Raw genomic sequence first — 25,237 nt, forward strand, 5'->3', positions numbered from 1 at the left:
GAGCACAATGTTTGCTCTTGCTGTTACGAAATCTGACCGGCCATGCTGTAGGAAGTTTCCACGATTAAACAATTCTTCATGCAGCGGCGGCGCTGCGGGTCTGGGCAGCGTTGCGCAACGCCGCAATGACCGAGGGTTCCAGACGCCCTTCGGCAATCTTGATATCGCGCAGCAGGCAATCCACCACATCCACCAGCACACGCTTGTCCATCAATTGCGTGCGGTCGACTTCACGCTCGACCACGATGGCGCCAGCAGGGTTCTTCACGGTGACCAGGCACTCGTCCTGCACACCGGAGGTGGTCAGCGTAACCTGATAAGGGCTCAGTGCTTCTTCGAGCAATAGGCTGATACTTTCCATCTCGATCACCACTCAATAGTTCAGGAACAATCGGTTCAACGGGAGCTGCATCTATCCTAAGTGACTGTTTGTGACGTAGGAAAGTTCGCTTTATCGTCTTTATGGGGCCGCCAGGGGTGACGGATTCCAGCATGCGCTTGCAACATGACAAGCAAAAAACGGCGCACATAACTGCTTACGCAATGGGCGACTGTTTTGGGGGTTGCCGACGGCTGAGGCCGGGGGTGAATCCTATACTCGGTGAGCGCTGGTGACGCTGTGATGCAGATAAAAGCGCATGTCAAAAGGCCCTTATAGCAAAGGATGAAGACGATGGCGGAACACAATGAACAGCAGACGTCGGCAGACAGAATGCACGCCGAGGTATCACGTATTTTTGCTGAAATAGCACGTATGAACGCTGAGCAAAACAAAATGAATGCTGAGCAAAACAAACTCAACAAGGAATCGCTGAAGATAACCTGTGAGATTTTCTGGTACCCCGTGGCTATCGCAACAGGCTTTTATGCCGCTGTCGGCACCGTGATCGTGGTCGCGCAGAAGCTATTCTCATAGCGCTCGGCCGGGCCTGCCAAAAACAAAAAACGTCGCTAACCCAAGGAATGCAAAGCGGCGTTTTTATGCACCATTAAAACCCCACCTGCAACCACCACAGGGTTAACAGGCTAGAATCCCCGAATTGCCCGGGGAACCTACTTTGAGAAGCGCACCTGAAAAACCCTTGCGCATCATCCTTGCCGACGACCATCCGATTTTCCTGATTGGTCTGCGGGCGGTCCTGGAGCGCGATGAACAACTGGAGATTGTCGGCGAAGCCAACTCTCCCCAATCCCTGACCCAATTGTTGCAACACTGTGCCTGCGACCTGCTGATCACCGATTTCATGATGCCTGGCGAACCCCAGGCCGACGGCTTGCGCCTGATCGACCAACTGCGCCGCCATCATCCGTCGCTGCCCATTGTCGTGGTGACCATGCTCAACAACGCGGGGTTGTTTCACGCCATCCTGGAGCTGGGTGTCATGGGCCTGCTGAGCAAAGCCAGCCTCGCGGATGAATTGCCTGAAGCCGTCCGACAGGTCCGCCAGCAGCGCTGCTATGTAGCCCACACCATTCGCCAGGCGCTGAGCGCGCTGGGCACGGATCGATTGCAGTCCCACGAGCAGCTGTCGCCCCGCGAATTGGAGGTGATTCGCCTGCTGGCAAGAGGGCTGACCGTTGGCGAGATCGCGGCACACCTGCATCGCAGCAAGCAGACGGTCAGCGCGCAGAAAGTCAGCGCCATGCGCAAGCTGGGGCTCAGTACCGACGCATCACTGTTTATCTACGTGCAGGAGCATGGCTTGGCCTGACCGGGTAGCCGATCCACGCTTTCAGTGCCTGGGCATCCATTGGCGGTGCAATCAGGCAACCTTGCAACCAGGCAGGGCCCAGCGTAGCGACCGCGTCACGATCGGCTGCGGTTTCAATCCCCGTCACCACCACGTTCATGCCCATGCGGCTGGCCATGCTCATGGCGCCTGCGACGACGGCCACTTTGCGCTCATCACTCGCCACGCCACTGGCAAAGGCCGGGGGTATTTTCAGTTCAGTGAACGGCAGCTCCAGCAAACGCTGCAAACTGGTACCGCCGACGCCGAAGTCACCGATAGACAACTTGCAGCCGATCATCCGTAAACGCAGCAAGCTGCTGACATGCGCGCTGTCGGTGTTCAACCGCGTGGTTTCGACCAGCTCCAGCGTGAGGCTATGGGCTGGCACGGCATGGCGTTGCAGCAAGCGCTGCAGCGCCTGGGGAAAATGCGCATGTTCGAGCATCCGCCCGGGAATATTCACCGCCACCGGCAAGAGCTCGCCCGTGTCCGACACGATCTGGCTGACAAAACCCAGGGCCTCTTCCAGCACATGCCAGGTAAACGCCTCCTCCATGCCGGCAAACTCCAGCACCGGCAGGAACTCATGGGGCAGTAACACTCCGCCGTCAGGCAGATACCAGCGCGCCAGCACCTCAACCCCCTGCACTACGCCGGCCTGGCAGACGATAGGCTGGAAGCTGGCGCTGGCGTAGCGCGCGATGGCCACCTGACAGGCATCCACCGAAGGCGGCAACTCATCCAGCTCACCGAGCCCCAACAGTTGGCGCACCTTATCCCAGGACACGACCTGCGGCCCCGGACGCAAGTGTTGCAGGCAAGCCGTCAACAGTTGCCCAACCAACTGGGCCGAGGCGGGTTTGGGCAAACAGCGCAGGACATTCAACCCGGCCTGGCGCGCCATGCTGGCGACCCCTGCCAACACATCCTGCTGAGCATTGCTTAGCAGGATCAGCACCTGAGCCTGGCGCTGCTCACCCAATTCGCGAATCAGTTCAAGGGCATCGCCTTGTTCCAGATAGAGGTCGCAAATAGCAATGTCCACCGGCCCCTTGCTCGCCAACGACTGCCGGGCGGCCTCTACGGTTTCGGCGGTCATGACATTGAAGACACCGTTGGCATTGAGCATCTGGTGCAGGGCCATCAGTTGGAACGGGTGATCTTCGAGGATCAAGACATTGAGGGAGCGCATGGCGAACTCTAAGACGCAGAAGCAAGGTTGCGCAGACTACGCAAAAGGCCATGCGCGCCCAATAGGACGCGTCCTATTCTTGCGGATGCAAATGGGTGCCCAACTCCACCCTGAATGCTGCCAGCGCCTCATCCAGCATGCGCCATAGCGCGTCAACCTCGTCAATGCGCTGCTCACGCAGGCAGCCCTCAAGCCCCACACACGCCTTGGCCAGCGGCAGCGCATCCACCAGGCAGCAAATGCCCTTGAGGCGATGCAGTGAAGCCATTACTCCTGGAAAGTCCTGACCCGCCAACGCCGTCTTGATCCCATCGTGTTCATGTTCCAGGCTCTTCGCCAACTCTTCCAGCATGCGCTGCAGGACCGGCCCATCGGCCTGGGTCATCGCCTGCAAGGTGTGGATATTGAAGGTGCGCGCCGGGCCCACACGGGCGAGGACCCTGGCCCATTGCTCAAGGGTCACCGGCTTGACCAGCAACTCATCCATCCCCGCCGCCAGGCAACGTTGGCGCTCATCCTCCATGGCATTGGCGGTGCATCCCACCAGCGCAGTGCGCGGTCGCTGCTCTTGCGTTTCAATCCCGCGCACGGCTTTGCTCAAGGCATAGCCGGACATGCCCGGCATGTTGCAATCCGTCACCAGCACGTCAAAGGCGTCATCGCGCCAGCACTGCAAGGCCGACTCGGCCGAGTCGAAGGCCACCACCCGGTGGCCGAGGAATTGCAGTTGCTGAGCCAGCACCAGGCGGTTGGCCGGCAGGTCATCGACGATCAGCACCGACAAACGGCGACCGGCAGCCTGCAGGACCGCTGCAGGCTCAGTTGGCCTGTCGTCGCCTCTGACCCGCTGCAAATACAGGTCAATGCAAATCGTCGTGCCCTCGCCCGCCGCGCTGCTCAGGGAGATCGTGCCGCCCATCAACTCCACCAGCTGCTGGCAAATGCTCAAGCCCAACCCCGTCCCGCCATGTTGCGCCGCTGTCAGCGGGCTGATCTGGACAAACGGCTTGAACACCCGCGCCTGCTGTTCAATGCCAATCCCTGGCCCACTGTCTTCGACACACAGGTGCAGGTATTCAGCCCCGGAGTCATCGCACTGGGCAACCACGCTGAGGCGGACCTCACCACGCTCGGTGAACTTCAGCGCGTTGCCCACCAGGTTATGCATGACCTGCCGCAACCGCAGCGGGTCGAACCAATAACTCCCTTGCGCCGCCGGGTCGAATGCCAGGGTAAAGCCCAGGCCTTTTTTACCCGCCATCGCCTCAAACAGCCGCTGGATGCCTTCGAAAAAACCCTTCAGGTCAGTGGTCTGCGGCACCAGTTGCAAATGGCCTGCTTCGATCTTGGCCAGGTCCAGGCTATCGCCCATCAACTCAATCAGCTCACGTGCCGAACGATGGGCCACCTGTAGCGCTTCGGAGACACGCTTGCCCTCGGCCAAGGCGCGTTCCTGCTCCAACTCAAGCAAGCCGATGATGGCGGTCATGGGAGTGCGAATTTCGTGACTGAGTGTGGAGAGAAACGCACTTTTTGCGTAGTTCGCGTCATCAGCGGCCTGGCGTGCGTCCATCAGCTGATGCTCCAGGACCTTGCGCTCACTGATATCGATCCACCCGCCAAGCAGCCCTTGCAGCTGGCCGCGCGCATCGAAAAACGGCACCGTCCATTGGTAAACGTGGAAAGTCCCGCCGTTGAACTCCAGTTGCCGATCAACAAACAACGATTGCTGCGTCGCCAACTGCTCCATGTGCCCGGCATGCAGGCGCGCGGCCGTGGCCTCCGGCATCAGGCCGCTTTCCATCAGGGTCAGGCCCTGGATCAGCTCCCGCCGGGTGGCCAGTTGCTGCTCATAGCGGGTGTTACAGGTCACCAACCGGCCCGCCAGGTCCCTTACAAAGACCGGATTGGGCATGCCATCCAGCAGGGCACGCTTGAAGGCCAACTGATCGCTCAGTCGTTGCTCGGCCACCAGGCGCTGCTGGATCTGCCGCTTGAGCCGGCTATTCCAGACCAGCGATACCAACACACACAACAGCGCCATCGCGACCGTCCAATAGGCCCATGGCGGCACACGCTGCCAAGCCGACGTCGGGATCGGCACCGTGCCCAGCCAGCGCAAACGCAGCGCGCTCAACTCGGCCACCGGCATCGCTTCCAGCGCCTTGTTCACAATGCTCAACAGCTCGGGCTGGTCCTTGCGCACCACCAGGCTGTTGGACGACCACTTGCCCTCCACGCTGCGCCCGATGCGCAAGCCGTCGGACGGGTAGCTCTGCACCTCCACTTCATTCTGGATCGTCGCCGCTGCATGCCCCTGGATCACCTGGTCACGGGCCTGGGTATAGTTACCGACCGAGAGAATCTCGATGCCTGGGTGTTCACGGCGAATGAAGTTTTCCAGCACATGCCGGGCCGGCAACGCCAAGACCTGGCCGGAGAGCTCACTCAAGCTGGCCAGTAGCGGCGTGTCGCTGCGCTGGACAAACACCCAGCCGGCACCACCAAAACCATGGCTGAAATCCAGGAATCGCCTGCGCTCCTGGTTCTCCGCCAGCGTGGTGTTCATATCCGCCCTGCCCGCTGCCAGTAACTCCAGGGTCTGCGCGGTGGAAGACACCTCCTCCATCACGAACTGCAAGCCCGTCATGCGTGAAATCCGGTTGAGCAGGTCGACGTTCAAGCCGACCCATTGGCCGTCCTTGTCCTTGAAGATGTACGGCGACTGTTGCTGGGACACCACCACCACATGGGGATGATGCAACAACCAGGCTTGCTCCTGGGCCGACAGCTCGATGCGGTCTGCGGCGATGCCCACCCCCAGGCCGGTGGTCCAGCGCGCGAGGATTTCCCGTTGTATGGACTCGTCGATACTTGCCAGGGCCCGGTCCATCATGCCCCCCAACAGCGGGTCGGCCGTACGCGAAGCAAAGGCAAAGCCAATCGGCGCCAGCCGGCTCTCCACGTTGATCTGCAAACCCAGGTAAGGACGCAATGACTTGTAGGCACGCACAATCACTTCATTGCCGATAAAGGCATCGGCATCCCCCTGGTTCAACGCTTCCAGGCCGCTGTAGAGGTTCGGAGCCAGCATGATGTGGCTGGCGGGGTAAGCCCGATGCACGTTGCCGACATTGGCATAGCCCTCCAGCAAGACCACCTTCTTGCCCTCAAGATCGTCGTTCTGCGTGGTGTCGTCGCGGCGCACGACCACCACCGAACGGTCCGGCATGTAGTCGCGGGTAAACCGCAACCCAGGCACATCCCGCTCATAACCGTTGGCGCTGGTCAGGATATCGATGGCGCCACTGCGCAAGGCTTCCACCGCCTGCGCCCGCTCAGCGAAGCCCATCACCTGCATGGGCACATCGAGGCGCGCGCCGACCAGGCTCAGGTAGTCGGCGCTGATGCCCTGGTAGCGATTATGGTCACGGGTGATATCAATCGGCTGGTAGTCAGCAATGGAAATGCCGACCTTCAGTGTCCGATGGCTCGCCAGCCATTGCTGCTCGCCTGCCGTCAGCGGCAAGGGGGCGAGCGGGGTAAACGCCGGCACCAGTTTGAACGGCAGGCTGTCGGCGGCCAGGCTTGCCGGCGATTGACCCACCAAGAGCAAACACAGCAGCCACACACACCTCTGGCTCAATAAACGCACCGGGTTGGTTTCCTCTCTTTTTTAGTCGATTGCCCACTGGAGTATGGCGTGCCCCAATGAAAAAGCCCGTCACGAAGACGGGCTTGAGCAACCTCGCAACGCCGTTGGATCAGAGCGGCTTGCCACGATTGCCGTGCTGGCTGACAAACGCCTGTACGGCTTTCAGGTCATTGGCCAACACGGTGCAACGCTCTTCACGCTCGAACAGGTCTGCCAAGTGCGCCGGCAACTCCAGCGCCTTGCCAACACCTGCCTTCTCCACCGCTTCCGGGAATTTCACCGGGTGCGCGGTGCCGAGGATCACCATCGGGATGTCCAGGCTGCGCCGGCATTCGCGGGCGGCCTTCACACCGATGGCGGTGTGTGGGTCCAGCAGCTCGCCGGTCTGGGCGTAGACGTCGGCGATGGTTTCGCAGGTCTCTGCGTCATCGACAGCCAGGGAGTCGAACAGCTTGCGGGTTTCGGTCCAGCGCTCTTCTTCAACGCTGAAACCGCCACCGCTCTTGAAGGTGTCCATCAAGCCGGCAATGGCCGCGCCGTTGCGGCCGTGCATGTCGAACAGCAGGCGTTCGAAGTTCGACGAGACCATGATGTCCATCGACGGCGACAGCGTGGCGTGCAGGGTTTCCTTGACGTACCGGTTGCCGCTCATGAAGCGGTGCAGGATATCGTTGCGGTTCGTGGCGACGATCAACTGGTTGATCGGCAAGCCCATGTTGCGCGCCAGGTAACCGGCGAAGATGTCGCCGAAGTTGCCGGTCGGCACCGAGAACGACACCGAACGCGCCGGCCCGCCCAACTGCAGCGAGGCATGGAAGTAGTAGACGATCTGGGCCATGATCCGCGCCCAGTTGATCGAGTTCACCGCCACCAGGCGCGTGCCTTTGAGGAAGCTCTGGTCTGCGAAGCTATTCTTGACCATTTCCTGGCAGTCATCGAAGTTGCCTTCGATGGCGATGTTATGGATGTTCTCGCCAAAGATGGTGGTCATCTGCCGACGCTGCACTTCCGACACGCGCTGGTGCGGGTGCAGGATGAAGATGTCGACGTTTTCGCAGTGCTTGCAGCCCTCGATGGCGGCCGAACCGGTATCACCGGAAGTCGCGCCGATGATCACCACGCGCTCGCCGCGCTTTTGCAGCACATAGTCCAGCAGGCGACCCAGCAGTTGCAGGGCGAAGTCCTTGAACGCCAGGGTCGGGCCGTGGAACAGTTCCAGGACCCACTCGTTGCCGTTCAGCTGGCGCAATGGCGCGATGGCGCTGTGGGAAAACACGCCGTAGGTCTCTTCGAGGATCTTCTTGAAATCCGCATCCGGGATGCTGCCGGTGACGAACGGGCGCATCACCCGGAACGCCAGCTCGTGGTACGGCAGGCCGGCCCAGGAAGCGATCTCTTCCTGGGTGAAGCGTGGCAGGTTTTCCGGCACGTACAGGCCGCCGTCAGTGGCAAGGCCTGCCAGCAGGACGTCTTCGAAATTCAGGGCCGGTGCCTGGCCGCGGGTGCTGATGTAGCGCATGAAAGCAAACCTTTGGTTTGGGCTTCAAGCTTCAAGCTACAAGCTGCAAGTTAAAGCGAATCGGCTTCCACTTGCAGCTTGTAGCTAATAGCTTGCAGCTAAATTAATTCAAATGTTCGACGCGAATACGGACGACCGGCCCAACCACGCCCTGAAGAGCTTCCAGTGCTTGGATGGCATCGTTCATGTGCTGTTCGAGCACGCGGTGGGTCAGCAGGATCATCGGCACCTGGCCGTTTTGCTCCTCGACTTCCTTCTGCATGATCGACTCTATGTTGATACCGCGCTCCGACAGGATGCTGGCGACCTGGGCCAACACGCCCGGGTGATCCTGGGCCTGGATGCGCAGGTAGTAGGCGCTTTCGCAGGCTTCGATCGGCAGGATCGGGTGGGCCGACAGCGAGTCCGGCTGGAAGGCCAGGTGCGGCACGCGGTTTTCCGGGTCGCTGGTCATGGCGCGAACCACGTCCACTAGGTCGGCGATCACCGACGAAGCGGTCGGTTCCATGCCGGCGCCGGCGCCGTAGAACAGGGTCGAACCGGCAGCATCACCATTGACCATCACGGCGTTCATCACGCCATTGACGTTGGCAATCAGGCGGTCGGCCGGGATCAGTGTCGGGTGCACACGCAGCTCGATACCGGCTGGGGTGCTGCGCGCCACGCCGAGGTGCTTGATGCGGTAGCCCAGGGCTTCGGCGTAGTTCACGTCGGCGGTGGTCAGCTTGGTGATGCCTTCGGTGTAGGCCTTGTCGAACTGCAGCGGGATACCAAAGGCGATGGACGCCAGGATGGTCAGCTTGTGCGCCGCGTCGATGCCTTCCACGTCAAAGGTCGGATCGGCTTCGGCGTAACCCAGGGCCTGGGCTTCGGCCAGCACGTCTTCGAAGGTGCGGCCCTTCTCGCGCATTTCGGTGAGGATAAAGTTGCCGGTGCCGTTGATGATGCCGGCGACCCAGTTGATACGGTTGGCGGACAGGCCTTCACGGATGGCCTTGATCACCGGGATACCACCGGCCACGGCGGCTTCGAACGCCACGATCACGCCCTTCTCGCGGGCCTTGGCGAAGATCTCGTTGCCGTGCACGGCGATCAGCGCCTTGTTGGCGGTGACCACGTGCTTGCCGTTCTCGATCGCCTTGAGCACCAGCTCGCGGGCCACGGTGTAGCCGCCGACCAGCTCGATGACGATATCGATTTCAGGGTTGGTGGCCACGGCGAAGACATCGTTGGTAATCGCAATACCGGTCGTTTCGAACTGAGGCTTTGGCGAACGCGTGGCAATTTGCGCCACTTCAATCCCGCGACCTGCACGGCGGGAAATTTCTTCAGCATTACGCTGAAGTACGTTGAAGGTGCCGCCACCGACGGTCCCTAACCCACAGATGCCTACTTTGACCGGTTTCACTGAAGAACTCCCCATGAAACGGCCGACGCTAGGTCGGCCGTGGAAAACAGCCGCACGACTGCGGCTTGCAATTAACGACCCGCCGACGTGTCAGCGAGCCTTGATCGTCGATGCTTCGACGATGCTGGTTTATTTGGCACCGAGCGCCAGTTTGGCAACTTGTGGTGCCGGCTGGTAGCCCGGAATCACTTGGCCGTCGGCCAAAACGATGGCCGGTGTACCGTTCACACCGATGGACTGGCCCAAGGCGAACTGCTTGGAAACCGGGTTGGCGCATTTGGCCGCCTTGATTTCCTTGCCATCGACCATCTTGTCCATGGCCGCCTTCTTGTCGGCCGAGCACCACACGGCTTGCAACTGCTCGTCACCCGGCGAGCCCAGGCCCTGGCGCGGGAACGCGACGTAGCGGACTTCCACGCCCAGCTTGTTCAGCGCAGGCACTTCGGCGTGCAGCTTGTGGCAGTACGGGCAGGTGGTGTCGGTGAACACGGTGATGTGGGTCTTGGTCTCGCCGATGGCCGGGTAAACCACGGTCTCGGCCACCGGAATACCATTGATCAGCTTGGACACGCCCAGGCGCTCGGCTTTCTCGGTGAGGTTGACCGGCTTGCCGTCCTTCAACTGGAACAGATAGCCCTGGACAATGTACTGGCCGTCGGCACTGGCGTACAGCACGCGGCTGCCCTTGAGCTTGACTTCATACAGGCCGGCCATGGGGCTGGCGCTGATGCTTTCGATCGGCGTGTCGAGTTGCAGGTTGGCCAGGCTCTTGCGGATGGTCTGCTCGGCAGCGTCATCGGCGACAACAAAGGTGGAAACCAACGCAATGGCTGCGGCGGCAATAATCTGGGTCAAGCGCATGGGAACTCCTGAAGGCAGATGCAGGGACGGGCATTGACGCCGCTTGGAAACACAGGCCTGGGCCGTCCCCTTTGCTAACCGGCAAAGCCTACCACAGTTGGGCGCAAGGGCAGCCCGCAGCGGGACAAATTGGCGGTTTTCAGCCACGCGGGTGGTGCTTGGCGTGCATATCCTGCAAGCGTGCACGTGCCACGTGGGTGTAGATCTGGGTTGTGGATAAGTCGCTGTGACCGAGCAGCATTTGTACGACGCGCAAATCCGCCCCGTGGTTGAGCAAATGGGTGGCAAAAGCGTGACGCAATGTATGGGGCGACAGGCTCTTGCCGATACCCGCGACCTTGGCTTGATGCTTGATCCGGTGCCAGAACGTCTGGCGGGTCATCTGCTCGCCACGCAGGCTGGGGAACAGCACATCGCTGGGGCGCCCGCCGAGCAACTCACTGCGCCCGTCGCGCATGTAACGCTCGACCCACACGATCGCTTCCTCGCCCATCGGCACCAGTCGCTCCTTGCTGCCCTTGCCCATCACCCGCAACACGCCCTGGCGCAGGTTGATCTGTTCCAGGGTCAAGCTGATCAACTCGGTCACCCGCAGGCCGCAGGCGTACAACACCTCCAGCATGGCGCGGTCGCGCTGGCCGATGGCTTCGCTCAGGTCTGGGGCGGCGAGCAAGGCATCGACGTCGGCTTCCGACAAAGATTTGGGCAACGGCCTGCCGAGTTGTGGCATGTCGACTTGCAGGGTCGGGTCGAGGGTAATCAGTTTTTCCCGCAGCAAGTAGCGATAGAAGCCACGCACACCAGAGAGGAATCGCGCAGTGGAACGCGGCTTGTAGTTCTGCTCAAGGCGCCAGGCCAGGTGATCGAGGATCAGCTCGCGGCCGGCGTTGGGCAGTTCGAGGTTTTTTTCCTGCAGCCAGCCATTGAACAGGGCCAAGTCGCTGCGGTAGGCCTGGCGGGTGTTGTCCGACAGGCCTTTTTCCAGCCAGAGGGCGTCGAGGAAGCGGTCGATCAAGGGGTGGTCGATGGCGGGCATGGGGGCTCAGGCGGGCTTCTGTGGTGTCTGTTAGATCCTATCGCAGGCAAGCCAGCTCCCACCCGGGTTTTCTATCTGGCCAATGATTTGTGACCGACACTGATCAAATGTGGGAGCTGGCTTGCCTGCGATAGCCGCGACTCGGTCCAGGATCAGCCAACAAACCCAGGCAACACCGGCACCGGCCGCTTATCGGCATCAATCGCCACAAAGCTGAACACACCCTGGATCGCCCTTTCACGGCCATCGGCACTCATGCTCTCGACAAACACTTCCACTTCAACCTTGAGGCTGGTGTTACCGACTTTGATCACCCGGCCGATCAGCTCAACGATGGAGCCAGCAGGGATCGCATGATTGAAGTCGATACGGTCGGTGGAAACCGTCACCAACGGCAACCGGCAAAACCGCGTGGCGGTGATGAACGACACTTCATCCATCCAGGCCAGCGCGGTGCCGCCGAACAGCGTGTTGTGGTGGTTGGTGGTCGGCGGAAACACTGCCTTGGTCACATGGGTCACGGACAGGTCGGTGCGGCGCTGGATTTCTTCGAGGCGGGTGGTCATTAACAAATACCGGCAAATAGACAAATTTCAGGCACAAAAAAGCAGCCCGTAGGCTGCTTTTTTCTGCATCGGGAAGCTGGACTTAAGCCAGTTTTTCCTTGATGCGAGCTGCTTTACCGGACAGGTCACGCAGGTAGTACAGCTTGGCTTTACGTACGTCACCGCGACGTTTAACGGCCATGCTGTCGATTTGCGGGCTGTAGGTCTGGAAAGTACGCTCTACGCCAACACCGTTGGAGATTTTACGAACAGTGAAAGCACTGTTCACACCACGGTTACGCTTGGCGATTACCACGCCTTCGAACGCTTGCAGACGCGAACGGTCGCCTTCCTTCACTTTCACCTGAACGACAATGGTGTCGCCCGGGGCAAAGGTAGGGATCTCTTTGGTCATCTGCTCTGCTTCGAGTGCAAGGATGATTTTGTTAGTCATGCTGTGCTCCTAAGGTAAGTCAATGGACCTACCATCGATACGTTGTTAACTATCGTCCCGCGCGAGGATGTATTCCTCGAGCAGCTTCTTCTCTTCTCCAGAAAGCGAGCGGCTTTCCAGAAGATCGGCGCGTCGTTCATAGGTCCGACCAAGGGACTGCTGTAAACGCCAACGCCGGATGTGTGCGTGATTGCCACTTAGCAATACGTCGGGAACACGCTGATCCGCATACACCTCCGGTCGGGTGTAGTGCGGGCAATCCAGCAAACCATCCGTGAAGGAATCTTCCTCCGCGGAGTCCGCATGCCCTAAAGCTCCAGGCAGCAGTCGTGTAACCGCATCTATCAGGACCATCGCTGGCAGCTCGCCGCCAGACAGGACATAGTCCCCAATCGACCACTCTTCATCGACATGAGCATCTATAAAACGCTCGTCAATGCCTTCATAGCGACCGGCAATCAGGATCAATGCTTCCTCATTCGCCATGTCGCGTACCGCAGCCTGTTTCAGCTGACGGCCTTGAGGGGACAGGTAAATTACCTTCGCCTTCTCCCCGGCTGCGGCCTTGGCCTGGGCCAACGCGTCTTCCAGGGGCTTGATCTTCATCACCATGCCCGGGCCACCGCCAAATGGGCGATCGTCCACAGTGTGATGTCGATCCGTCGTGTAGTCTCGCGGGTTCCAACAGGTGAGCTGCAACAGCCCCTGTTTCACCGCCCGACTGGTGATGCCGTACTCGCTGATGGCGGAGAACATCTCGGGAAACAAACTGATCACTTCAATGCGCAAATTAGCCACGCTTAGAAGTCCGCATCCCATTCCACCTTCATCTCGCCCGCGGCCAGGTCGACGGCCAACACGCATTGCTCCGTATAGGGCAACAGGCGTTCGCGATCATCCAGGCTGCCAGCGCAAGGCTTGACCACCATTACATCATTGGCGCCGGTTTCCAGAAGATGGTCGATTTTCCCGAGCAATTGCCCGAGTTGATCAATAACCTTCAGACCTTCCAGCTGGTACCAGTAGTACTCGCCGTCGGTCAATTCAGGGAACAGGTTGCGCGGCACGCAGATCTCATAACCGGCCAGAAGACGAGCTTCTTCACGATCATCAAGACCCTTGAGCTTTGCGACCAGGAACTTGTCGCTCCCGCGTCCACTGACCAGCTCGACCTGTTTCACACTCCCTTCGCGCTTGAGCGTCCAGGTTTTGTACTGCAACAGGTTTTCAGTCGGATCAGTAAAGGAATACACCTTCACTTCGCCGCGAACGCCATGAACAGAGTAAATCTTGCCGATAACGATCAAATCATCAGCAACAGCTGGCGTCGCGTTCATATTGCTCAGGCTGCGGCCTTAGCCGAGTCTTTCAACAGCTTGGCAACGCGCTCGGATGGCTGTGCGCCAACGCTCAGCCAGTAGGCTACGCGCTCTTGGTTCACGGACAGACGAACTTCTTGACCACGAGCGATCGGGTTGAAGAAGCCAACTTGTTCCTTGTGAGAGCCGTCACGTGGGTTGCGGCTGTCAGTTACGGTCAAGTGGTAAAACGGGCGCTTTTTGGAGCCGCCAAGGGCAAGACGGATTGTTAGCATGTGAACATCGTTCCTGTAGTCGGTGCTGCAAATCTAAATGCACAGCGGGCATAGGTGCCCGAAAGGCCGCATATTCTAAGGAATATCCGGACTTTTGCAAATGTCTTTTTCTGGCGCCTATCGGCGTGCCATTCAGATCTGCTATAGAGCCGTCGGTTAAAACGGCAAGTCAGCTCCCGCTAACCGCGGGTTTGCTGGAGATCCCACATCCCTGTGGGTCGGAGCAAGAGCGAACTCCTGCTCGAATTCTTTACATTTTCGGCATGCCGCCGCCGGGCAACATGCCGCCCATGCCGCGCATCATCTTGGCCATTCCGCCTTTTGCGGAGAATTTCTTCATCATCTTCTGCATCTGCTTGTGTTGCTTGATCAAGCGACCGATGTCCTGCACCTGGGTGCCGGAACCCATGGCGATCCGACGCTTGCGCGAACCGCTGATCAGCTCAGGGTCACGGCGCTCGGCCGGGGTCATGGAGTTGATGATGGCTTCCATCTGCTTGAACTGCTTCTCTGCCGCGCCCTGGGCATTGCCCATCTGCGCCAGATTCACACCGCCGATATTCGGCAGCTTGTCCATCAGGCCGCCGAGACCGCCCATGTTCTTCATCTGTTGCAGCTGGTCACGGAAGTCTTCGAGGTCGAAGCCCTTGCCCTTCTTCAGCTTCTTGGCCAGCTTGTCGGCCTTGTCCTTGTCGAGGGTAGCTTCGGCCTGCTCGATCAGACTGAGCACGTCGCCCATGCCAAGGATGCGCGAGGCGATACGCTCCGGGTGGAACGGTTCGAGCGCTTCGCTCTTCTCGCCCATACCGATGAACTTGATCGGCTTGCCAGTAATGGCACGTACCGACAGCGCGGCACCGCCACGGGCGTCGCCGTCGACCTTGGTGAGGATCACACCGGTCAGCGGCAGTGCGTCGCCGAACGCCTTGGCAGTGTTGGCCGCATCCTGGCCGGTCATGGCGTCGACCACGAACAGCGTCTCGACCGGATTGATCGCGGCATGCAGCGCCTTGATCTCACCCATCATCTCTTCGTCGATGTGCAGGCGACCGGCGGTATCGACGATGACCACGTCGATGAACTTCAGCTTGGCTTCTTTAATAGCCGCGTTGGCGATATCGACCGGCTTCTGGCTCAGGTCGGACGGGAAGAAGGTCACACCCACTTCGCCCGCGAGCATTTCCAGCTGTTTAATCGCCGCCGGACGGTAGACGTCAGCCGACACCACCATCACGGACTTCTTCTTGCGCTCTTTAAGGAAGCGCGCCAGCTTGCCGGCGGTGGTGGTCTTGCCCGCACCTTGCAGACCGGCCATCAGCACGACGGCTGGTGGCACGGCGCTGAGGTTCAGGTCTTCGTTGGCCGCGCCCATCAGGCTTTCAAGTTCGGCCTGGACGATCTTCACGAAGGCCTGGCCCGGGGTCAGGCTGCGGGACACTTCGGTGCCCACTGCGCGCTCTTTGACCGAGTTGACGAAGTCCTTCACCACGGGCAAGGCCACGTCGGCTTCCAGCAACGCCATGCGCACTTCACGCAGGGTGTCTTTGATATTGTCCTCGGTCAGCTTGGCCTTGCCGGTTACGTGGCGCAGCGTCTGCGAGAGACGGTCAGTCAAGTTTTCAAACATGCGCGTTCCTTTCAGGCCCTACTCATCGAAATGCAGTGGTAGACCGAGGTAATGACGGCCCAGGCTGTGGTAAATCGCTATTAAAAACAGCGCTCGGCGAGCCTGCGGCGTGGGCAGGTCGCGGATTATAGCGAAGACTGCCGCCATGCACACCCGCTGTCTGGCCTGAGAGTCTTTCGTGTTACGCGGGGGTATGCCAAACTCAGCGCCTTTCGGGCTTGCCTAACAGGATTTATGCTCCCTTTGTCACCCAGTTTGCTACCCAGCCTCGCCGCCGCCATTTTGTACGCCGCTGCGACTCTCTATCAGGGCACTCGTCTGGCCCAAGGCACCAAGGCGGACAAACGCCTGCTGGTTGGCCTTGGCGTCGCTGCCCTGCTGGCCCACGCTGCCAGCCTGTTTACCCACCTGATGACGCCGGTCGGCCTGGGCCTGGATTTTTTCAGCGCGGCCAGCCTGATCGCAGCGGCCGTGATCGCCTTGACGCTGATCGCCTGCTCGCGCATCCCGGTGGAGAACCTGCTCGTCCTGCTATTCCCCCTGGGCGTGCTGACGGTGCTGCTATCGCAATTCGCCCCCACCGGCACCGTCCAGGTGATCGATGAGGAGCCGGGCATCCTCGCGCACATCCTGTTGTCGATCCTGGCCTACGGCATGTTCACCATCGCGGTGTTCCAGTCCCTGCTCCTGCTGCTGCAGGACCACCAGCTCAAGCACAAGCACCCGTCCGGGCTGATCAAGAACTTCCCGCCGCTGCAAACCATGGAAAGCCTGCTGTTCGGTTTCCTCTGGGCCGGCTGGACGCTGCTGTCGCTGTCACTGATCTCCGGCTGGCTGTTCGTCGAAAACCTGTTTGCCCAGCACCTGGTGCACAAGACCCTGCTGGCGTGCCTGGCCTGGGTGGTGTTCAGCGTACTGCTGTGGGGCCGCAACCACCTTGGCTGGCGCGGGCACAAGGCGATCCGCTGGACCCTGGCCGGTTTCTGCCTGCTGATGCTGGCCTATTTCGGCAGCAAGCTGGTTCGCGAATACATCCTGCATATCTGACGGGCAGCCATCATGGACAACTTGCCCCTGGGGCCGATGCTCGCGGTAATCGCCTTGCTGGTGTTATGGGCGGCGCTGTTTACCGCCATCGAAGCCGCACAACAACACCTGCTGGCCCTGCGCCCCGGTACACGCCAGGGTGACAAGGCGGCGGCCCGCCTGAACTTCCCGCGCAACAGCCTGATCCTGTGCAACAGCTTGTGCCGCGCCGCGGTGGTGATCCTCTGCACGCTGCTGGCGATCTATGCCTGGGCGCAAAACGGCCCGTGGCTGGGCTGGATGATTTCCTGCGCGATCCTGCTGATCCTCGCCGACTACCTGCCCCGTGCCCTCGCCACGCGCTATCCGCAGGCGGTGCTGGGCTTTGGCAACACGCTGCTGGGCGTGCCGCTGAAAATCCTCTATCCCCTGGCCTGGCTGCTCAATGGCATCAGCTTATTGTTGTTGCGCCCGTTCGCCCGCAAGTCCGGCGTGGTGAAAAAGAGCGACGAGCCGTTGCCGGATCATGATGACGAACCCGAGCCCCAGGCCGACGAAGACCGCACACCCGGCATGCCGGGCATCCACGCCCTCGACAACATCACCGTCAACGACATCCTGGTGCCGCGCAGCGAAGTGGACGGCATCAACCTGGATGACCCGATCGACGAGATCATCGAGCAGCTGCGCACGTCCCAGCGCACCCGCCTGCCGGTGTTCCACAGCGATATCAACCAGGTCGAAGCCGTCCTCAACACCCGGCAGATCCAGCACCTGCTACCCGACGCCAGCCTGACCAAGGAAGCCGTGCTCGCCGCCTGCCACGAACCCTACTTCGTCCCGGAAAGCACGCCGCTGCAACTGCAACTGCTGAACTTCCATAAACAGCAGCGCCGCCTGGGCATGGTGGTGGACGAATACGGCGAAGTGCTCGGCATTGTCACCCTGGAAGACATCCTTGAAGAAATCGTCGGTGAATTCGAAAGCGAACAGGGTGCGGAGAACCCGCATATCGAAGCGCAGCCCGATGGCCGCTACATTGTCGATGGCGCCGCGTCGATCCGCGAACTGAACAAGAGCCTGAACTGGCACCTGCCCAGCGACGGCCCCAAGACCCTCAATGGCTTGGTGACCGAGGCGCTGGAGACGATCCCCGATTGTGCGGTGTGCCTGAAGATCGGGCGTTATCGCCTGGAAATCCTCGAGACCGAGGACAACCGGGTGAGCAAGGTGCTGATCTGGCATACCAGCCGGGTGCCCGTCGCCGCCTGACCCCACTTGATCAACCTGTGGGACCTGGCTTGTGTGGGAGCTGGCTTGCCTGCGATGCAGGCGACTCGGTTCATCAGTTACACCGAGGCGATGCTATCGCAGGCAAGCCAGCTCCCACATAAGCTCAGCTCCCACAGAGATCCAGTTTCAATCCGCCAGCCTCTTGTTGTATTTCAAAACCCCTTCCTATAATCCCTGCGGCTTACCAGAGCCCCGCCCGTCCGCGTGCTACCCGCACTTCAAGCGTCCAGGCACCGCTTTACCGTGTCTGACCGGTGTTCGCTCCCATCCCGAGCTGCCCCGCGCACAACCCATGATCCATGGGAGTTCGGCCCATAATAATCCGCGTCCAAACGCGCAATGACCGCTAGGGATACCGCCATGAGCACCACCTATAACGAGGCCGCGACCGACGCCGCCCCGACCAACTCGACCGCACGGGTGGCCACGGCCAGCATCGTCGGCACCGCCATCGAGTTCTACGACTTCTATATCTACGCCACCGCCGCCGCGCTGGTGATCGGCCCGGTCTTCTTCCCGCAGACCTCCGGCACTGCGCAGATGCTGGCTTCGTTCCTGACCTTCGGCATCGCCTTTATCGCCCGCCCGCTGGGTTCGGCGTTGTTCGGCCACTTTGGCGACCGCATTGGCCGCAAATCAACCCTGGTTGCCTCGCTGCTGTTGATGGGCGTGTGCACCACGCTGATCGGCTTGCTGCCGGGCTACGACAGCATCGGGGCCTGGGCGCCGATCCTGTTGTGCGTACTGCGTTTCGGCCAGGGCCTGGGCCTTGGCGGGGAATGGGGCGGTGCCGCCTTGCTGGCCACCGAGAACGCGCCGAAGGGCAAACGCGCCTGGTTCGGCATGTTCCCGCAATTGGGCCCGTCGATTGGCTTCCTCGCGGCCAACGGCCTGTTCCTGATCCTGGCCATGAGCCTGAGCGACGAGCAGTTCCGCAGCTGGGGCTGGCGCATTCCGTTCATCCTCAGCGCGGCCTTGGTGATGGTGGGCCTGTACGCCCGCCTGAAACTGCATGAAACCCCCGTGTTCGCCAACGCGGTAGCCAAGGAAGCCCCAGTCAAGGTGCCGCTGGTGGAGCTGTTCAGCCAGCACTGGCTGCCGGTGCTGCTGGGCGCGGCGTCGATGGTGGTGTGTTATGCGCTGTTCTACATCACCACCGCGTTTTCCCTGAGCTACGGTGTGTCCACCCTGGGTTACAGCCGCGAGACGTTCCTCGGCTTGCTGTGCTTCGCAGTGTTGTTCATGGGGCTGGCCACACCGCTGGCAGCCCTGGCCAGTGATCGCTACGGGCGCAGGCCGGTGCTGATCGTCGGCGCGATCCTGGCGATCCTGTCGGGCTTTACCATGGAGCCACTGCTGACCCATGGCTCGACCTGGGCCGTGGCACTGTTCCTGGCGCTGGAGCTGTTCCTGATGGGCGTGACGTTTGCGCCGATGGGCGCGATGCTGCCGGAACTGTTCCCGACGCGCGTGCGTTATACCGGCGCATCGGCGGCATATAACCTGGGTGGGATTGTGGGCGCGTCAGCGGCACCGTTCTTCGCGACCAAGCTGGTGGCGATGGGTGGGCTGAGTTATGTCGGCGGGTATGTGTCGGCGGCAGCGTTGCTGAGCTTGATTGCGGTGCTGTGCCTGAAAGAGACGCGGGATAATGATTTGAATCGCGTTGCCTGATGCACCGCTATCGCAGGCAAGCCAGCTCCCACATTTGACCGCATTCCTACAGGATAAACGCGGTCAAATGTGGGAGCTGGCTTGCCTGCGATGGACGCGACTCGATTACAGCTCTACTACAACAGCCTTGGAAGCACGGGTCGCTTTAGCCCGAGCCGCTTCAATCGACTCATCCCGCGCCAACGCCACACCCATCCGCCGCTGGCCATTCACTTCCGGCTTGCCAAACAAACGCAGCGCCGTGTCCGGCTCGCTCAAGGCCGCGCCGAGGTTGGCGAATGCGGTCTGGGTCGACTGCCCTTCCACCAGAATCACCGCCGACGCCGAAGGCCCGAACTGACGGATCAACGGAATCGGCAGACCGAGAATCGCGCGGGCGTGCAGCGCGAACTGCGACAGGTCCTGGGAAATCAGGGTCACCAAGCCCGTGTCATGCGGGCGCGGCGACACTTCGCTGAACCACACCTGGTCACCCTTGATGAACAGCTCCACACCAAACAGGCCACGGCCACCCAATGCCTCGGTCACGGCTTTGGCAACGCGCTCGGATTCGGCCAAGGCAATCGGGCTCATGGCCTGTGGCTGCCAGGATTCCTGGTAATCGCCCTTCTCCTGACGATGGCCAACCGGTGTGCAGAAGGTGGTGCCGCCAATGTGGCGCACGGTCAGCAAGGTGATTTCGTAGTCGAAGTCGATAAAGCCTTCGATGATCACCCGGCCTTTACCGGCACGCCCGCCTTCCTGGGCGTAATCCCAGGCTTTCTGCACGTCATCGGCGCTGCGCAGCAGGCTCTGGCCCTTGCCCGACGAACTCATCACCGGCTTGACCACGCACGGGAAGCCCAGGTCCTGCACGGCCTTGCTGTAGTCTTCGAAGGTATCGGCGAAGTGGTACGGCGAGGTGGGCAGGTCCAGTTCTTCGGCAGCCAGGCGACGGATGCCTTCGCGGTTCATGGTCAGCGAAGTGGCACGCGCCGTCGGGATCACGGTGAAGCCTTCGGCTTCCAGTTCCACCAGGGTGGCGGTAGCGATGGCTTCGATTTCCGGCACGATGAAGTGCGGCTTCTCGGCCTCGATCACCGCACGCAGGGCAGCGCCGTCGAGCATGTTGATCACGTGGCTACGGTGCGCAACCTGCATGGCAGGGGCGTTGGCGTAGCGATCCACGGCAATCACTTCAACGCCCAGGCGTTGCAGTTCGATTACCACTTCCTTGCCCAGCTCACCGCAGCCACACAGCAAAACGCGGGTCGCGGTTGGCGACAATGGAGTTCCGATTCGGGTCATCTCAGGTCCTCAGGGGAGCGGATCATGGGGAGAAAGGCCGGCATTTTACATGAACTGTAAGAATTGGCCTCAGTTGACGACGGCGCGCTTGCGCACACGCCAGGCCATGATCAGCCACACCACCGTGACCCCGGCGAATTTCGACGCCAGCGCCGTGCCGGCCACGGCCGGGGTGAGTGCGCCGATCAGGCCGAAAAAGATAAAGGTATCGAGGGGAATGCTCAGCGCCGAACTGATCCACAGGCGATCGTGGAGCGGGCGCTTGGTGATGCTGAACACCAGCCAGTCGATGCATTCGGACACCGCGAACGCCGTGGCGCTGGCCAGAGCGATGGCCGGGTCGGACGTGACATACGACAGCACCAGCGCCGCCAGCATGGCGACGATTGCGCCGTGGCCGAAGCGGGTTTGCACCATGTCCCGCAGGATAAACACCAGGCCTCCCCAGGCGGACCAGATGACATCCAGGTGCGGGGCGGTGGAGAAGGCGAAGTTGATCAGCACGACGCTGCTGATGTAGGCGATCAGGAAGAGCATGGGAAAGTGGACCTGTGGGTTATGCCGCACAGGGTACTTCACAATTGGAAATATGTCGTCTGGGAGGGCCTCATCGCAGGCAAGCCAGCTCCCACATTGGACCGCGTTTATCCTGTAGGAATGCGGTCAAAATGTGGGAGCTGGCTTGCCTGCGATAGCGATCTATTGGGCGCCCGATTTCCCCGGAACCATAAACACCATCCCCCCCGCCAACGCCCGCTCATGACACAACCCCAACACCACCCGGCGCTCGGCATTGTCCATGCGCCCCCAGCGCGTGATCTCATCCACCGTACGCTGGCAACCCGTACAGATATCGTCGTCATCCAACGCACAAATACTCACGCACGGCGACGCAACAGGGCGTTCAGTCGGGTTCATTCTTCCTGCTCAACCAAGTCACGCGCGTAACGCTGCGAGTTATGCACATAGTGCGCGGCGCTGGCTTCGAGCATCTTCTTCTGCGCCTCGGTCAACTCACGCACCACCTTGCCCGGCGAGCCCATCACCAGCGAACCATCAGGAATCTCCTTGCCTTCACCGATCAGCGAGTTGGCGCCGATGATGCAGTGCTTGCCGATCCTGGCGCCGTTAAGGATCACCGCGTTGATACCGATCAGGCTGTAGTCGTCCACCGTGCAGCCGTGCAGCATGGCGTTATGGCCGATGGTCACGCCGGTGCCCAGGGTCAGCGGGTAGCCCATGTCGGTGTGCATCACGCTGCCGTCCTGCACGTTGCTGTTCTTGCCGATCAGGATCAGTTCGTTGTCGCCACGCAACACCGCGTTGAACCAGACGTTGGCGCCTTCCTCCAGCTTGACCTTGCCCACCAGCGTGGCATTGGGGGCCACCCAGCTGTTGGGGTGCGTCTCGACGCGGGCGTCGCCCAGGCGGTATTTCATGGTTTTTCCTCACGGCTCGCCATTCAAACGATGGCTTAGATATTGATGAAGCTTTTCGGTGGCTGGTGCAGGCTGATCTTGGCGTCGTCATAGAGCAGGTTGATCAACTCGACAATCATGATCGCCGTCAGGCCCCAGATCTTGTATTCACCAAACCGATAGCTGGGCACGTACCAACTGCGGCCCTGGTAGTCGATCCTGTGGGTATGTTCACGCGGGTCCTGTCGGAAAAACTCCAGGGGTACGCTGAAAACGGCAGCAATCTCGGCATCGTTGGCCAGGTATTCGACGTAGTCGGGGATAACGCCTACATAAGGTGTGACTCGAATGCCATGCAGGGAGATCAGTGGACTCAACGGGCCGATCACTTCCACCAGGCCGGGCGGCAGGCCGATTTCTTCTTCGGCCTCACGCAGGGCGGTGAAGATCAGGTCCGGGTCTTCGGGGTCGCGGCGCCCGCCAGGGAAGGCCACTTCGCCGCCGTGGGTCGACAGGCCGCTGGCGCGCAGGGTCAGGATCAGCTCAGGTTCGTCACTGCGGGTAATCGGCACCAGCACCGCGGCCTCGGGGAAACGCCCGTCGGTCTCCAGGGTGTGGGGAGTGTGATTGCTTACCCGGCGAAGTAGCTCGTCCAGCATGAGTCATCTCGGTCTGTTGGCTACCTTGCATCATGCACCAAAGCGTGCGGGCGCCCAACCCCAAAACCCGGGGGCTGTCGCTAAACGACAACTTGTTGCAGCGCCCTGCCCGCCAAGCCAAGATAGACGCACTTTCCAGGAACCCCAGCATGAATTTCTGCAGCCAGTGCGGTAAACCGGTTACCCAACGCATCCCCGAAGGCGACGGCCGCCTGCGTTTTGTGTGTGATCACTGCTCGACCATTCACTACCAGAACCCCAATATCGTCGCTGGCACCCTGCCAGTGTGGGGCGACAAAGTGCTGCTGTGCCGCCGCGCCATCGAACCGCGCCTGGGCTACTGGACCCTGCCCGCCGGCTTCATGGAAAACGGCGAGACCGTCGAACAGGCCGCCGCCCGCGAAACCCTGGAAGAAGCCTGCGCCCGCGTGCGCAACCTGAGCATCTACACCCTGATCGACGTGCCGCACATCAACCAGGTGCACATCTTCTACCGCGCCGAGCTGGTGGACCTGGACTACGCCGCAGGCCCCGAAAGCCTTGAAGTGCAGCTATTCGACGAAGCCGACATCCCTTGGTCCGAGCTGGCTTTCCGCACGGTCGGGCGTACCTTAGAATGCTTTTTCGCTGACCGTCGGCAACAGCAGTTCCCGGTACGCAGCGAAGCGGTGCCGCCGATGATGCCATCGCCCAAATAACACTCCAGGCAGGAAATCGTTTTAATGCGTCTGTTGCTCGCCCTTATCTGCCTGTCGTTCGCTACCTTGTCATCAGCCTCCACGGTGGAAACCCTCGGCGGCAAAACCGTCGAAAAAGTCCTGGTCCTCAAGTCCGCCCACCAATTGCAATTGATCAACGACGGCAAGCCCCTCAAGACCTACCGCATTTCCCTCGGCAAGAACCCCAAGGGCCACAAGCTGATCGAAGGCGACCGCCGCACGCCAGAGGGCCTGTACTGGCTCGACTGGCGCAAGACCAGCGACCGCTTCAACCTGGCCATGCACATTTCCTACCCCAACATCAGCGACGCCGCCCGCGCCCGCCGTGAAGGGGTGAAGCCCGGCAGCATGATCATGATCCACGGCACCCCCGACACCGAAGAATACCCGGAGCAGTGGTTCCACACCCTGGACTGGACCGACGGCTGCATCGGCATGCGCAACGTGGACATGCGTGAGGTCTGGAACCTGGTCAAGGACGGCACGCTGATCGAGATTCGTCCGTAATCTCGTAGCGTTCGTAAAATAATTCAAAAAAAATCCCCCCTCCCGAACACGCCTGCCGGTGAATACCAGTTCACCGCGCCGGGCTGCACTGTTCTGCACGCAATAAAGACCTCTCTAATACCACTTGATACCAGGCCCCATTGCAGGGCTATAAAACCCTGGTCCGCACCGTTTTGGCTGCATTGACATGGTATTTAAGTGGTATTAATTTCCGGCCAATACCGGGCGACAACACTCCAATAACCGCATCGGAATCCCAACAGATGAACCCCATCCTGGCCCTGCGCCCCGACGACAAACAATCCACGCCGCTGTACCTGCAATTGGCGCGCAAACTGGAAGCGGCAATCCATGCCGGCCAGTGGACGTCCGAACAGGCACTGCCGTCAGAACGCGTGCTCAGCGAGCAATTGAGCATCTCGCGAGTGACCGCTCGCAAGGCATTGGAAGTGTTGTTTGCCCAAGGCCTGATCCGCCGCAATCAAGGCTCCGGCACCTATATTTCGCCACGGTTGGAACAGCCGCTGTCACGCCTGTCGGGCTTCAGCGAAATGCTGCGGCTCAAGGGTTTTGTACCCAGCTCCCAATGGCTGGAGCGTGAACTGACCCAGCCGACCCACGAAGAGATGATCCGCCTGGGCCTGTCGCCCGCCGACAAAGTGGCACGCCTCAAGCGCTTGCGTAAGGCCGATGACACGGTGATGGCGATTGAAATGACCACCATGCCCGCCTCGGTGTTGCCACAGCCACAAGCCATCGGCCATTCGTTGTATGAATACCTGGAAGGCATCGGCAAACCGGTGGTGCGCGCCCTGCAGCATATCCAGGCGATCAACGCCTCGGACGAATTCGCCAAGCTGGTGGGCATCGCCCCCGGCACCGCCATGCTGCTGATGACTCGCGTGGGCTACACCGCCGACAACACGCCGATCGAAATCACCGACACCTATTGCCGCAACGACTACTACGACTTTGTCGCAGAGCTGCGCCGCCACGACTATTCCGCCGAACTGCGAATTTAGAGAACTGC

26 protein-coding genes are annotated in these 25,237 nt (G+C 60.7%); 8 read left to right on the forward strand and 18 right to left on the reverse strand.

Annotation, left to right across the window (positions count from 1 at the left end; translation table 11 throughout):
• Nucleotides 1-76: 76 nt before the first annotated feature.
• Nucleotides 77-361 carry a DUF3509 domain-containing protein gene (locus PSH87_RS22705; RefSeq protein WP_026136787.1) on the reverse strand — a complete coding sequence of 95 codons (285 nt, stop codon included), beginning with the start codon at nt 359-361 and terminating at the stop codon, nt 77-79.
• Between the two features lie 312 nt (nt 362-673).
• On the opposite strand from PSH87_RS22705, the gene PSH87_RS22710 reads away from it, so the two are divergent.
• Both PSH87_RS22710 and PSH87_RS22715 read left to right on the forward strand, forming a co-directional pair.
• Nucleotides 674-916, forward strand: coding sequence for a hypothetical protein (locus tag PSH87_RS22710; protein WP_017736766.1), 243 nt, complete (start codon nt 674-676; stop codon nt 914-916).
• 142 nt (nt 917-1,058) lie between these two features.
• The gene (locus tag PSH87_RS22715) at nt 1,059-1,712 is read left to right on the forward strand and encodes a response regulator transcription factor (protein WP_026136788.1); all 654 of its coding nucleotides are present in this window, start codon (nt 1,059-1,061) and stop codon (nt 1,710-1,712) included.
• On the opposite strand, the gene PSH87_RS22720 is transcribed toward PSH87_RS22715, so the two are convergent.
• The 12 genes from PSH87_RS22720 to ffh form a co-directional block, all read right to left on the reverse strand.
• Entirely contained in the window at nt 1,681-2,925 is a 1,245-nt protein-coding gene (locus PSH87_RS22720; protein ID WP_017736768.1) for an EAL domain-containing protein, read from the reverse strand. The two genes, PSH87_RS22715 and PSH87_RS22720, sit on opposite strands and share 32 nt — an antisense overlap.
• 73 nt (nt 2,926-2,998) lie before the next feature.
• Complete coding sequence (locus PSH87_RS22725) at nt 2,999-6,547, reverse strand: transporter substrate-binding domain-containing protein (RefSeq protein ID WP_370695334.1); 3,549 nt, start codon at nt 6,545-6,547, stop codon at nt 2,999-3,001.
• Between the two features lie 142 nt (nt 6,548-6,689).
• Nucleotides 6,690-8,099 (reverse strand): threonine synthase, encoded by a 1,410-nt coding sequence (gene thrC, locus PSH87_RS22730; protein ID WP_017736770.1) that lies wholly within the window; start codon nt 8,097-8,099, stop codon nt 6,690-6,692.
• 103 nt (nt 8,100-8,202) lie between these two features.
• A complete protein-coding gene (locus tag PSH87_RS22735; RefSeq protein WP_026136790.1) occupies nt 8,203-9,507 on the reverse strand; it encodes a homoserine dehydrogenase in 1,305 nt (434 codons plus the stop codon).
• A 129-nt stretch (nt 9,508-9,636) separates the two neighbouring features.
• Nucleotides 9,637-10,368, reverse strand: a complete 732-nt coding sequence (locus PSH87_RS22740; RefSeq protein WP_017736772.1) for a thioredoxin fold domain-containing protein — start codon at nt 10,366-10,368, stop codon at nt 9,637-9,639.
• A gap of 139 nt (nt 10,369-10,507) precedes the next feature.
• A complete protein-coding gene (gene xerD, locus PSH87_RS22745) occupies nt 10,508-11,404 on the reverse strand; it encodes a site-specific tyrosine recombinase XerD (RefSeq protein ID WP_017736773.1) in 897 nt (298 codons plus the stop codon).
• Between the two features lie 152 nt (nt 11,405-11,556).
• Nucleotides 11,557-11,970: an acyl-CoA thioesterase gene (locus PSH87_RS22750; RefSeq protein WP_286842655.1), complete on the reverse strand. Its 414-nt coding sequence runs from the start codon at nt 11,968-11,970 to the stop codon at nt 11,557-11,559.
• Nucleotides 11,971-12,052: 82 nt separating this feature from the next.
• On the reverse strand, nt 12,053-12,403 hold the full coding sequence (rplS, locus tag PSH87_RS22755; protein ID WP_003175895.1) for a 50S ribosomal protein L19: 351 nt from the start codon (nt 12,401-12,403) through the stop codon (nt 12,053-12,055).
• Between the two features lie 45 nt (nt 12,404-12,448).
• A complete protein-coding gene (gene trmD / locus PSH87_RS22760) occupies nt 12,449-13,222 on the reverse strand; it encodes a tRNA (guanosine(37)-N1)-methyltransferase TrmD (RefSeq protein ID WP_177413985.1) in 774 nt (257 codons plus the stop codon).
• Complete coding sequence (gene rimM / locus PSH87_RS22765; RefSeq protein ID WP_003175898.1) at nt 13,204-13,740, reverse strand: ribosome maturation factor RimM; 537 nt, start codon at nt 13,738-13,740, stop codon at nt 13,204-13,206. Before rimM ends, trmD begins: the two co-directional genes overlap by 19 nt.
• Before the next feature lie 5 nt (nt 13,741-13,745).
• Nucleotides 13,746-13,997, reverse strand: a complete 252-nt coding sequence (gene rpsP, locus PSH87_RS22770) for a 30S ribosomal protein S16 (protein WP_003238923.1) — start codon at nt 13,995-13,997, stop codon at nt 13,746-13,748.
• 250 nt (nt 13,998-14,247) lie between these two features.
• Nucleotides 14,248-15,624: a signal recognition particle protein gene (ffh, locus tag PSH87_RS22775; RefSeq protein ID WP_003193965.1), complete on the reverse strand. Its 1,377-nt coding sequence runs from the start codon at nt 15,622-15,624 to the stop codon at nt 14,248-14,250.
• Nucleotides 15,625-15,858: 234 nt separating this feature from the next.
• Here ffh and PSH87_RS22780 point away from each other — a divergent pair, with 234 nt between their 5' ends.
• From PSH87_RS22780 to PSH87_RS22790, 3 genes are all read left to right on the forward strand, one after another.
• A complete protein-coding gene (locus PSH87_RS22780; RefSeq protein WP_370695281.1) occupies nt 15,859-16,671 on the forward strand; it encodes an inner membrane protein YpjD in 813 nt (270 codons plus the stop codon).
• A gap of 12 nt (nt 16,672-16,683) precedes the next feature.
• Nucleotides 16,684-17,922 (forward strand): transporter associated domain-containing protein, encoded by a 1,239-nt coding sequence (locus PSH87_RS22785; protein ID WP_305431216.1) that lies wholly within the window; start codon nt 16,684-16,686, stop codon nt 17,920-17,922.
• A 381-nt stretch (nt 17,923-18,303) separates the two neighbouring features.
• Nucleotides 18,304-19,617 carry an MFS transporter gene (locus tag PSH87_RS22790; RefSeq protein ID WP_017736780.1) on the forward strand — a complete coding sequence of 438 codons (1,314 nt, stop codon included), beginning with the start codon at nt 18,304-18,306 and terminating at the stop codon, nt 19,615-19,617.
• A 105-nt stretch (nt 19,618-19,722) separates the two neighbouring features.
• Here PSH87_RS22790 and purT read toward each other — a convergent pair whose 3' ends face one another.
• The 5 genes from purT to PSH87_RS22815 all read right to left on the reverse strand — a co-directional run bounded on the left by purT (nt 19,723) and on the right by PSH87_RS22815 (nt 22,981).
• Nucleotides 19,723-20,904, reverse strand: a complete 1,182-nt coding sequence (gene purT / locus PSH87_RS22795) for a formate-dependent phosphoribosylglycinamide formyltransferase (RefSeq protein ID WP_305431218.1) — start codon at nt 20,902-20,904, stop codon at nt 19,723-19,725.
• Between the two features lie 69 nt (nt 20,905-20,973).
• A complete protein-coding gene (locus PSH87_RS22800) occupies nt 20,974-21,441 on the reverse strand; it encodes a VUT family protein (protein WP_017736782.1) in 468 nt (155 codons plus the stop codon).
• Nucleotides 21,442-21,603: 162 nt separating this feature from the next.
• The gene (locus tag PSH87_RS22805; RefSeq protein WP_305431219.1) at nt 21,604-21,822 is read right to left on the reverse strand and encodes a DUF1289 domain-containing protein; all 219 of its coding nucleotides are present in this window, start codon (nt 21,820-21,822) and stop codon (nt 21,604-21,606) included.
• Nucleotides 21,819-22,343, reverse strand: a complete 525-nt coding sequence (locus PSH87_RS22810; protein WP_017736784.1) for a gamma carbonic anhydrase family protein — start codon at nt 22,341-22,343, stop codon at nt 21,819-21,821. Before PSH87_RS22810 ends, PSH87_RS22805 begins: the two co-directional genes overlap by 4 nt.
• 35 nt (nt 22,344-22,378) lie before the next feature.
• Nucleotides 22,379-22,981, reverse strand: coding sequence for a CoA pyrophosphatase (locus PSH87_RS22815; RefSeq protein ID WP_017736785.1), 603 nt, complete (start codon nt 22,979-22,981; stop codon nt 22,379-22,381).
• 149 nt (nt 22,982-23,130) lie between these two features.
• Here PSH87_RS22815 and PSH87_RS22820 point away from each other — a divergent pair, with 149 nt between their 5' ends.
• The 3 genes from PSH87_RS22820 to PSH87_RS22830 all read left to right on the forward strand — a co-directional run bounded on the left by PSH87_RS22820 (nt 23,131) and on the right by PSH87_RS22830 (nt 25,229).
• Nucleotides 23,131-23,679, forward strand: a complete 549-nt coding sequence (locus tag PSH87_RS22820; protein WP_305431220.1) for an NUDIX hydrolase — start codon at nt 23,131-23,133, stop codon at nt 23,677-23,679.
• A gap of 24 nt (nt 23,680-23,703) precedes the next feature.
• A complete protein-coding gene (locus PSH87_RS22825; RefSeq protein ID WP_017736787.1) occupies nt 23,704-24,207 on the forward strand; it encodes a murein L,D-transpeptidase family protein in 504 nt (167 codons plus the stop codon).
• A 263-nt stretch (nt 24,208-24,470) separates the two neighbouring features.
• On the forward strand, nt 24,471-25,229 hold the full coding sequence (locus PSH87_RS22830; protein WP_016977704.1) for a GntR family transcriptional regulator: 759 nt from the start codon (nt 24,471-24,473) through the stop codon (nt 25,227-25,229).
• The last annotated feature ends 8 nt before the right edge of the window (nt 25,230-25,237 follow it).

This window comes from Pseudomonas sp. FP453, assembly GCF_030687495.1.
Classification (GTDB): domain Bacteria; phylum Pseudomonadota; class Gammaproteobacteria; order Pseudomonadales; family Pseudomonadaceae; genus Aquipseudomonas.

Bases quoted from the DNA above. Each gene is read 5' to 3' on its own strand.
- PSH87_RS22705 (WP_026136787.1), bottom strand. From the start codon at position 361: ATGGAAAGTATCAGCCTATTGCTCGAAGAAGCACTGAGCCCTTATCAG.
- PSH87_RS22710 (WP_017736766.1), top strand. From the start codon at position 674: ATGGCGGAACACAATGAACAGCAGACGTCGGCAGACAGAATGCACGCC.
- PSH87_RS22720 (WP_017736768.1), bottom strand. From the start codon at position 2,925: ATGCGCTCCCTCAATGTCTTGATCCTCGAAGATCACCCGTTCCAACTG.
- thrC (WP_017736770.1), bottom strand. From the start codon at position 8,099: ATGCGCTACATCAGCACCCGCGGCCAGGCACCGGCCCTGAATTTCGAA.
- PSH87_RS22740 (WP_017736772.1), bottom strand. From the start codon at position 10,368: ATGCGCTTGACCCAGATTATTGCCGCCGCAGCCATTGCGTTGGTTTCC.
- xerD (WP_017736773.1), bottom strand. From the start codon at position 11,404: ATGCCCGCCATCGACCACCCCTTGATCGACCGCTTCCTCGACGCCCTC.
- PSH87_RS22750 (WP_286842655.1), bottom strand. From the start codon at position 11,970: ATGACCACCCGCCTCGAAGAAATCCAGCGCCGCACCGACCTGTCCGTG.
- rplS (WP_003175895.1), bottom strand. From the start codon at position 12,403: ATGACTAACAAAATCATCCTTGCACTCGAAGCAGAGCAGATGACCAAA.
- trmD (WP_177413985.1), bottom strand. From the start codon at position 13,222: ATGGGATGCGGACTTCTAAGCGTGGCTAATTTGCGCATTGAAGTGATC.
- rimM (WP_003175898.1), bottom strand. From the start codon at position 13,740: ATGAACGCGACGCCAGCTGTTGCTGATGATTTGATCGTTATCGGCAAG.
- rpsP (WP_003238923.1), bottom strand. From the start codon at position 13,997: ATGCTAACAATCCGTCTTGCCCTTGGCGGCTCCAAAAAGCGCCCGTTT.
- ffh (WP_003193965.1), bottom strand. From the start codon at position 15,624: ATGTTTGAAAACTTGACTGACCGTCTCTCGCAGACGCTGCGCCACGTA.
- PSH87_RS22780 (WP_370695281.1), top strand. From the start codon at position 15,859: ATGCTCCCTTTGTCACCCAGTTTGCTACCCAGCCTCGCCGCCGCCATT.
- PSH87_RS22785 (WP_305431216.1), top strand. From the start codon at position 16,684: ATGGACAACTTGCCCCTGGGGCCGATGCTCGCGGTAATCGCCTTGCTG.
- PSH87_RS22790 (WP_017736780.1), top strand. From the start codon at position 18,304: ATGAGCACCACCTATAACGAGGCCGCGACCGACGCCGCCCCGACCAAC.
- purT (WP_305431218.1), bottom strand. From the start codon at position 20,904: ATGACCCGAATCGGAACTCCATTGTCGCCAACCGCGACCCGCGTTTTG.
- PSH87_RS22800 (WP_017736782.1), bottom strand. From the start codon at position 21,441: ATGCTCTTCCTGATCGCCTACATCAGCAGCGTCGTGCTGATCAACTTC.
- PSH87_RS22805 (WP_305431219.1), bottom strand. From the start codon at position 21,822: ATGAACCCGACTGAACGCCCTGTTGCGTCGCCGTGCGTGAGTATTTGT.
- PSH87_RS22810 (WP_017736784.1), bottom strand. From the start codon at position 22,343: ATGAAATACCGCCTGGGCGACGCCCGCGTCGAGACGCACCCCAACAGC.
- PSH87_RS22815 (WP_017736785.1), bottom strand. From the start codon at position 22,981: ATGCTGGACGAGCTACTTCGCCGGGTAAGCAATCACACTCCCCACACC.
- PSH87_RS22820 (WP_305431220.1), top strand. From the start codon at position 23,131: ATGAATTTCTGCAGCCAGTGCGGTAAACCGGTTACCCAACGCATCCCC.
- PSH87_RS22825 (WP_017736787.1), top strand. From the start codon at position 23,704: ATGCGTCTGTTGCTCGCCCTTATCTGCCTGTCGTTCGCTACCTTGTCA.
- PSH87_RS22830 (WP_016977704.1), top strand. From the start codon at position 24,471: ATGAACCCCATCCTGGCCCTGCGCCCCGACGACAAACAATCCACGCCG.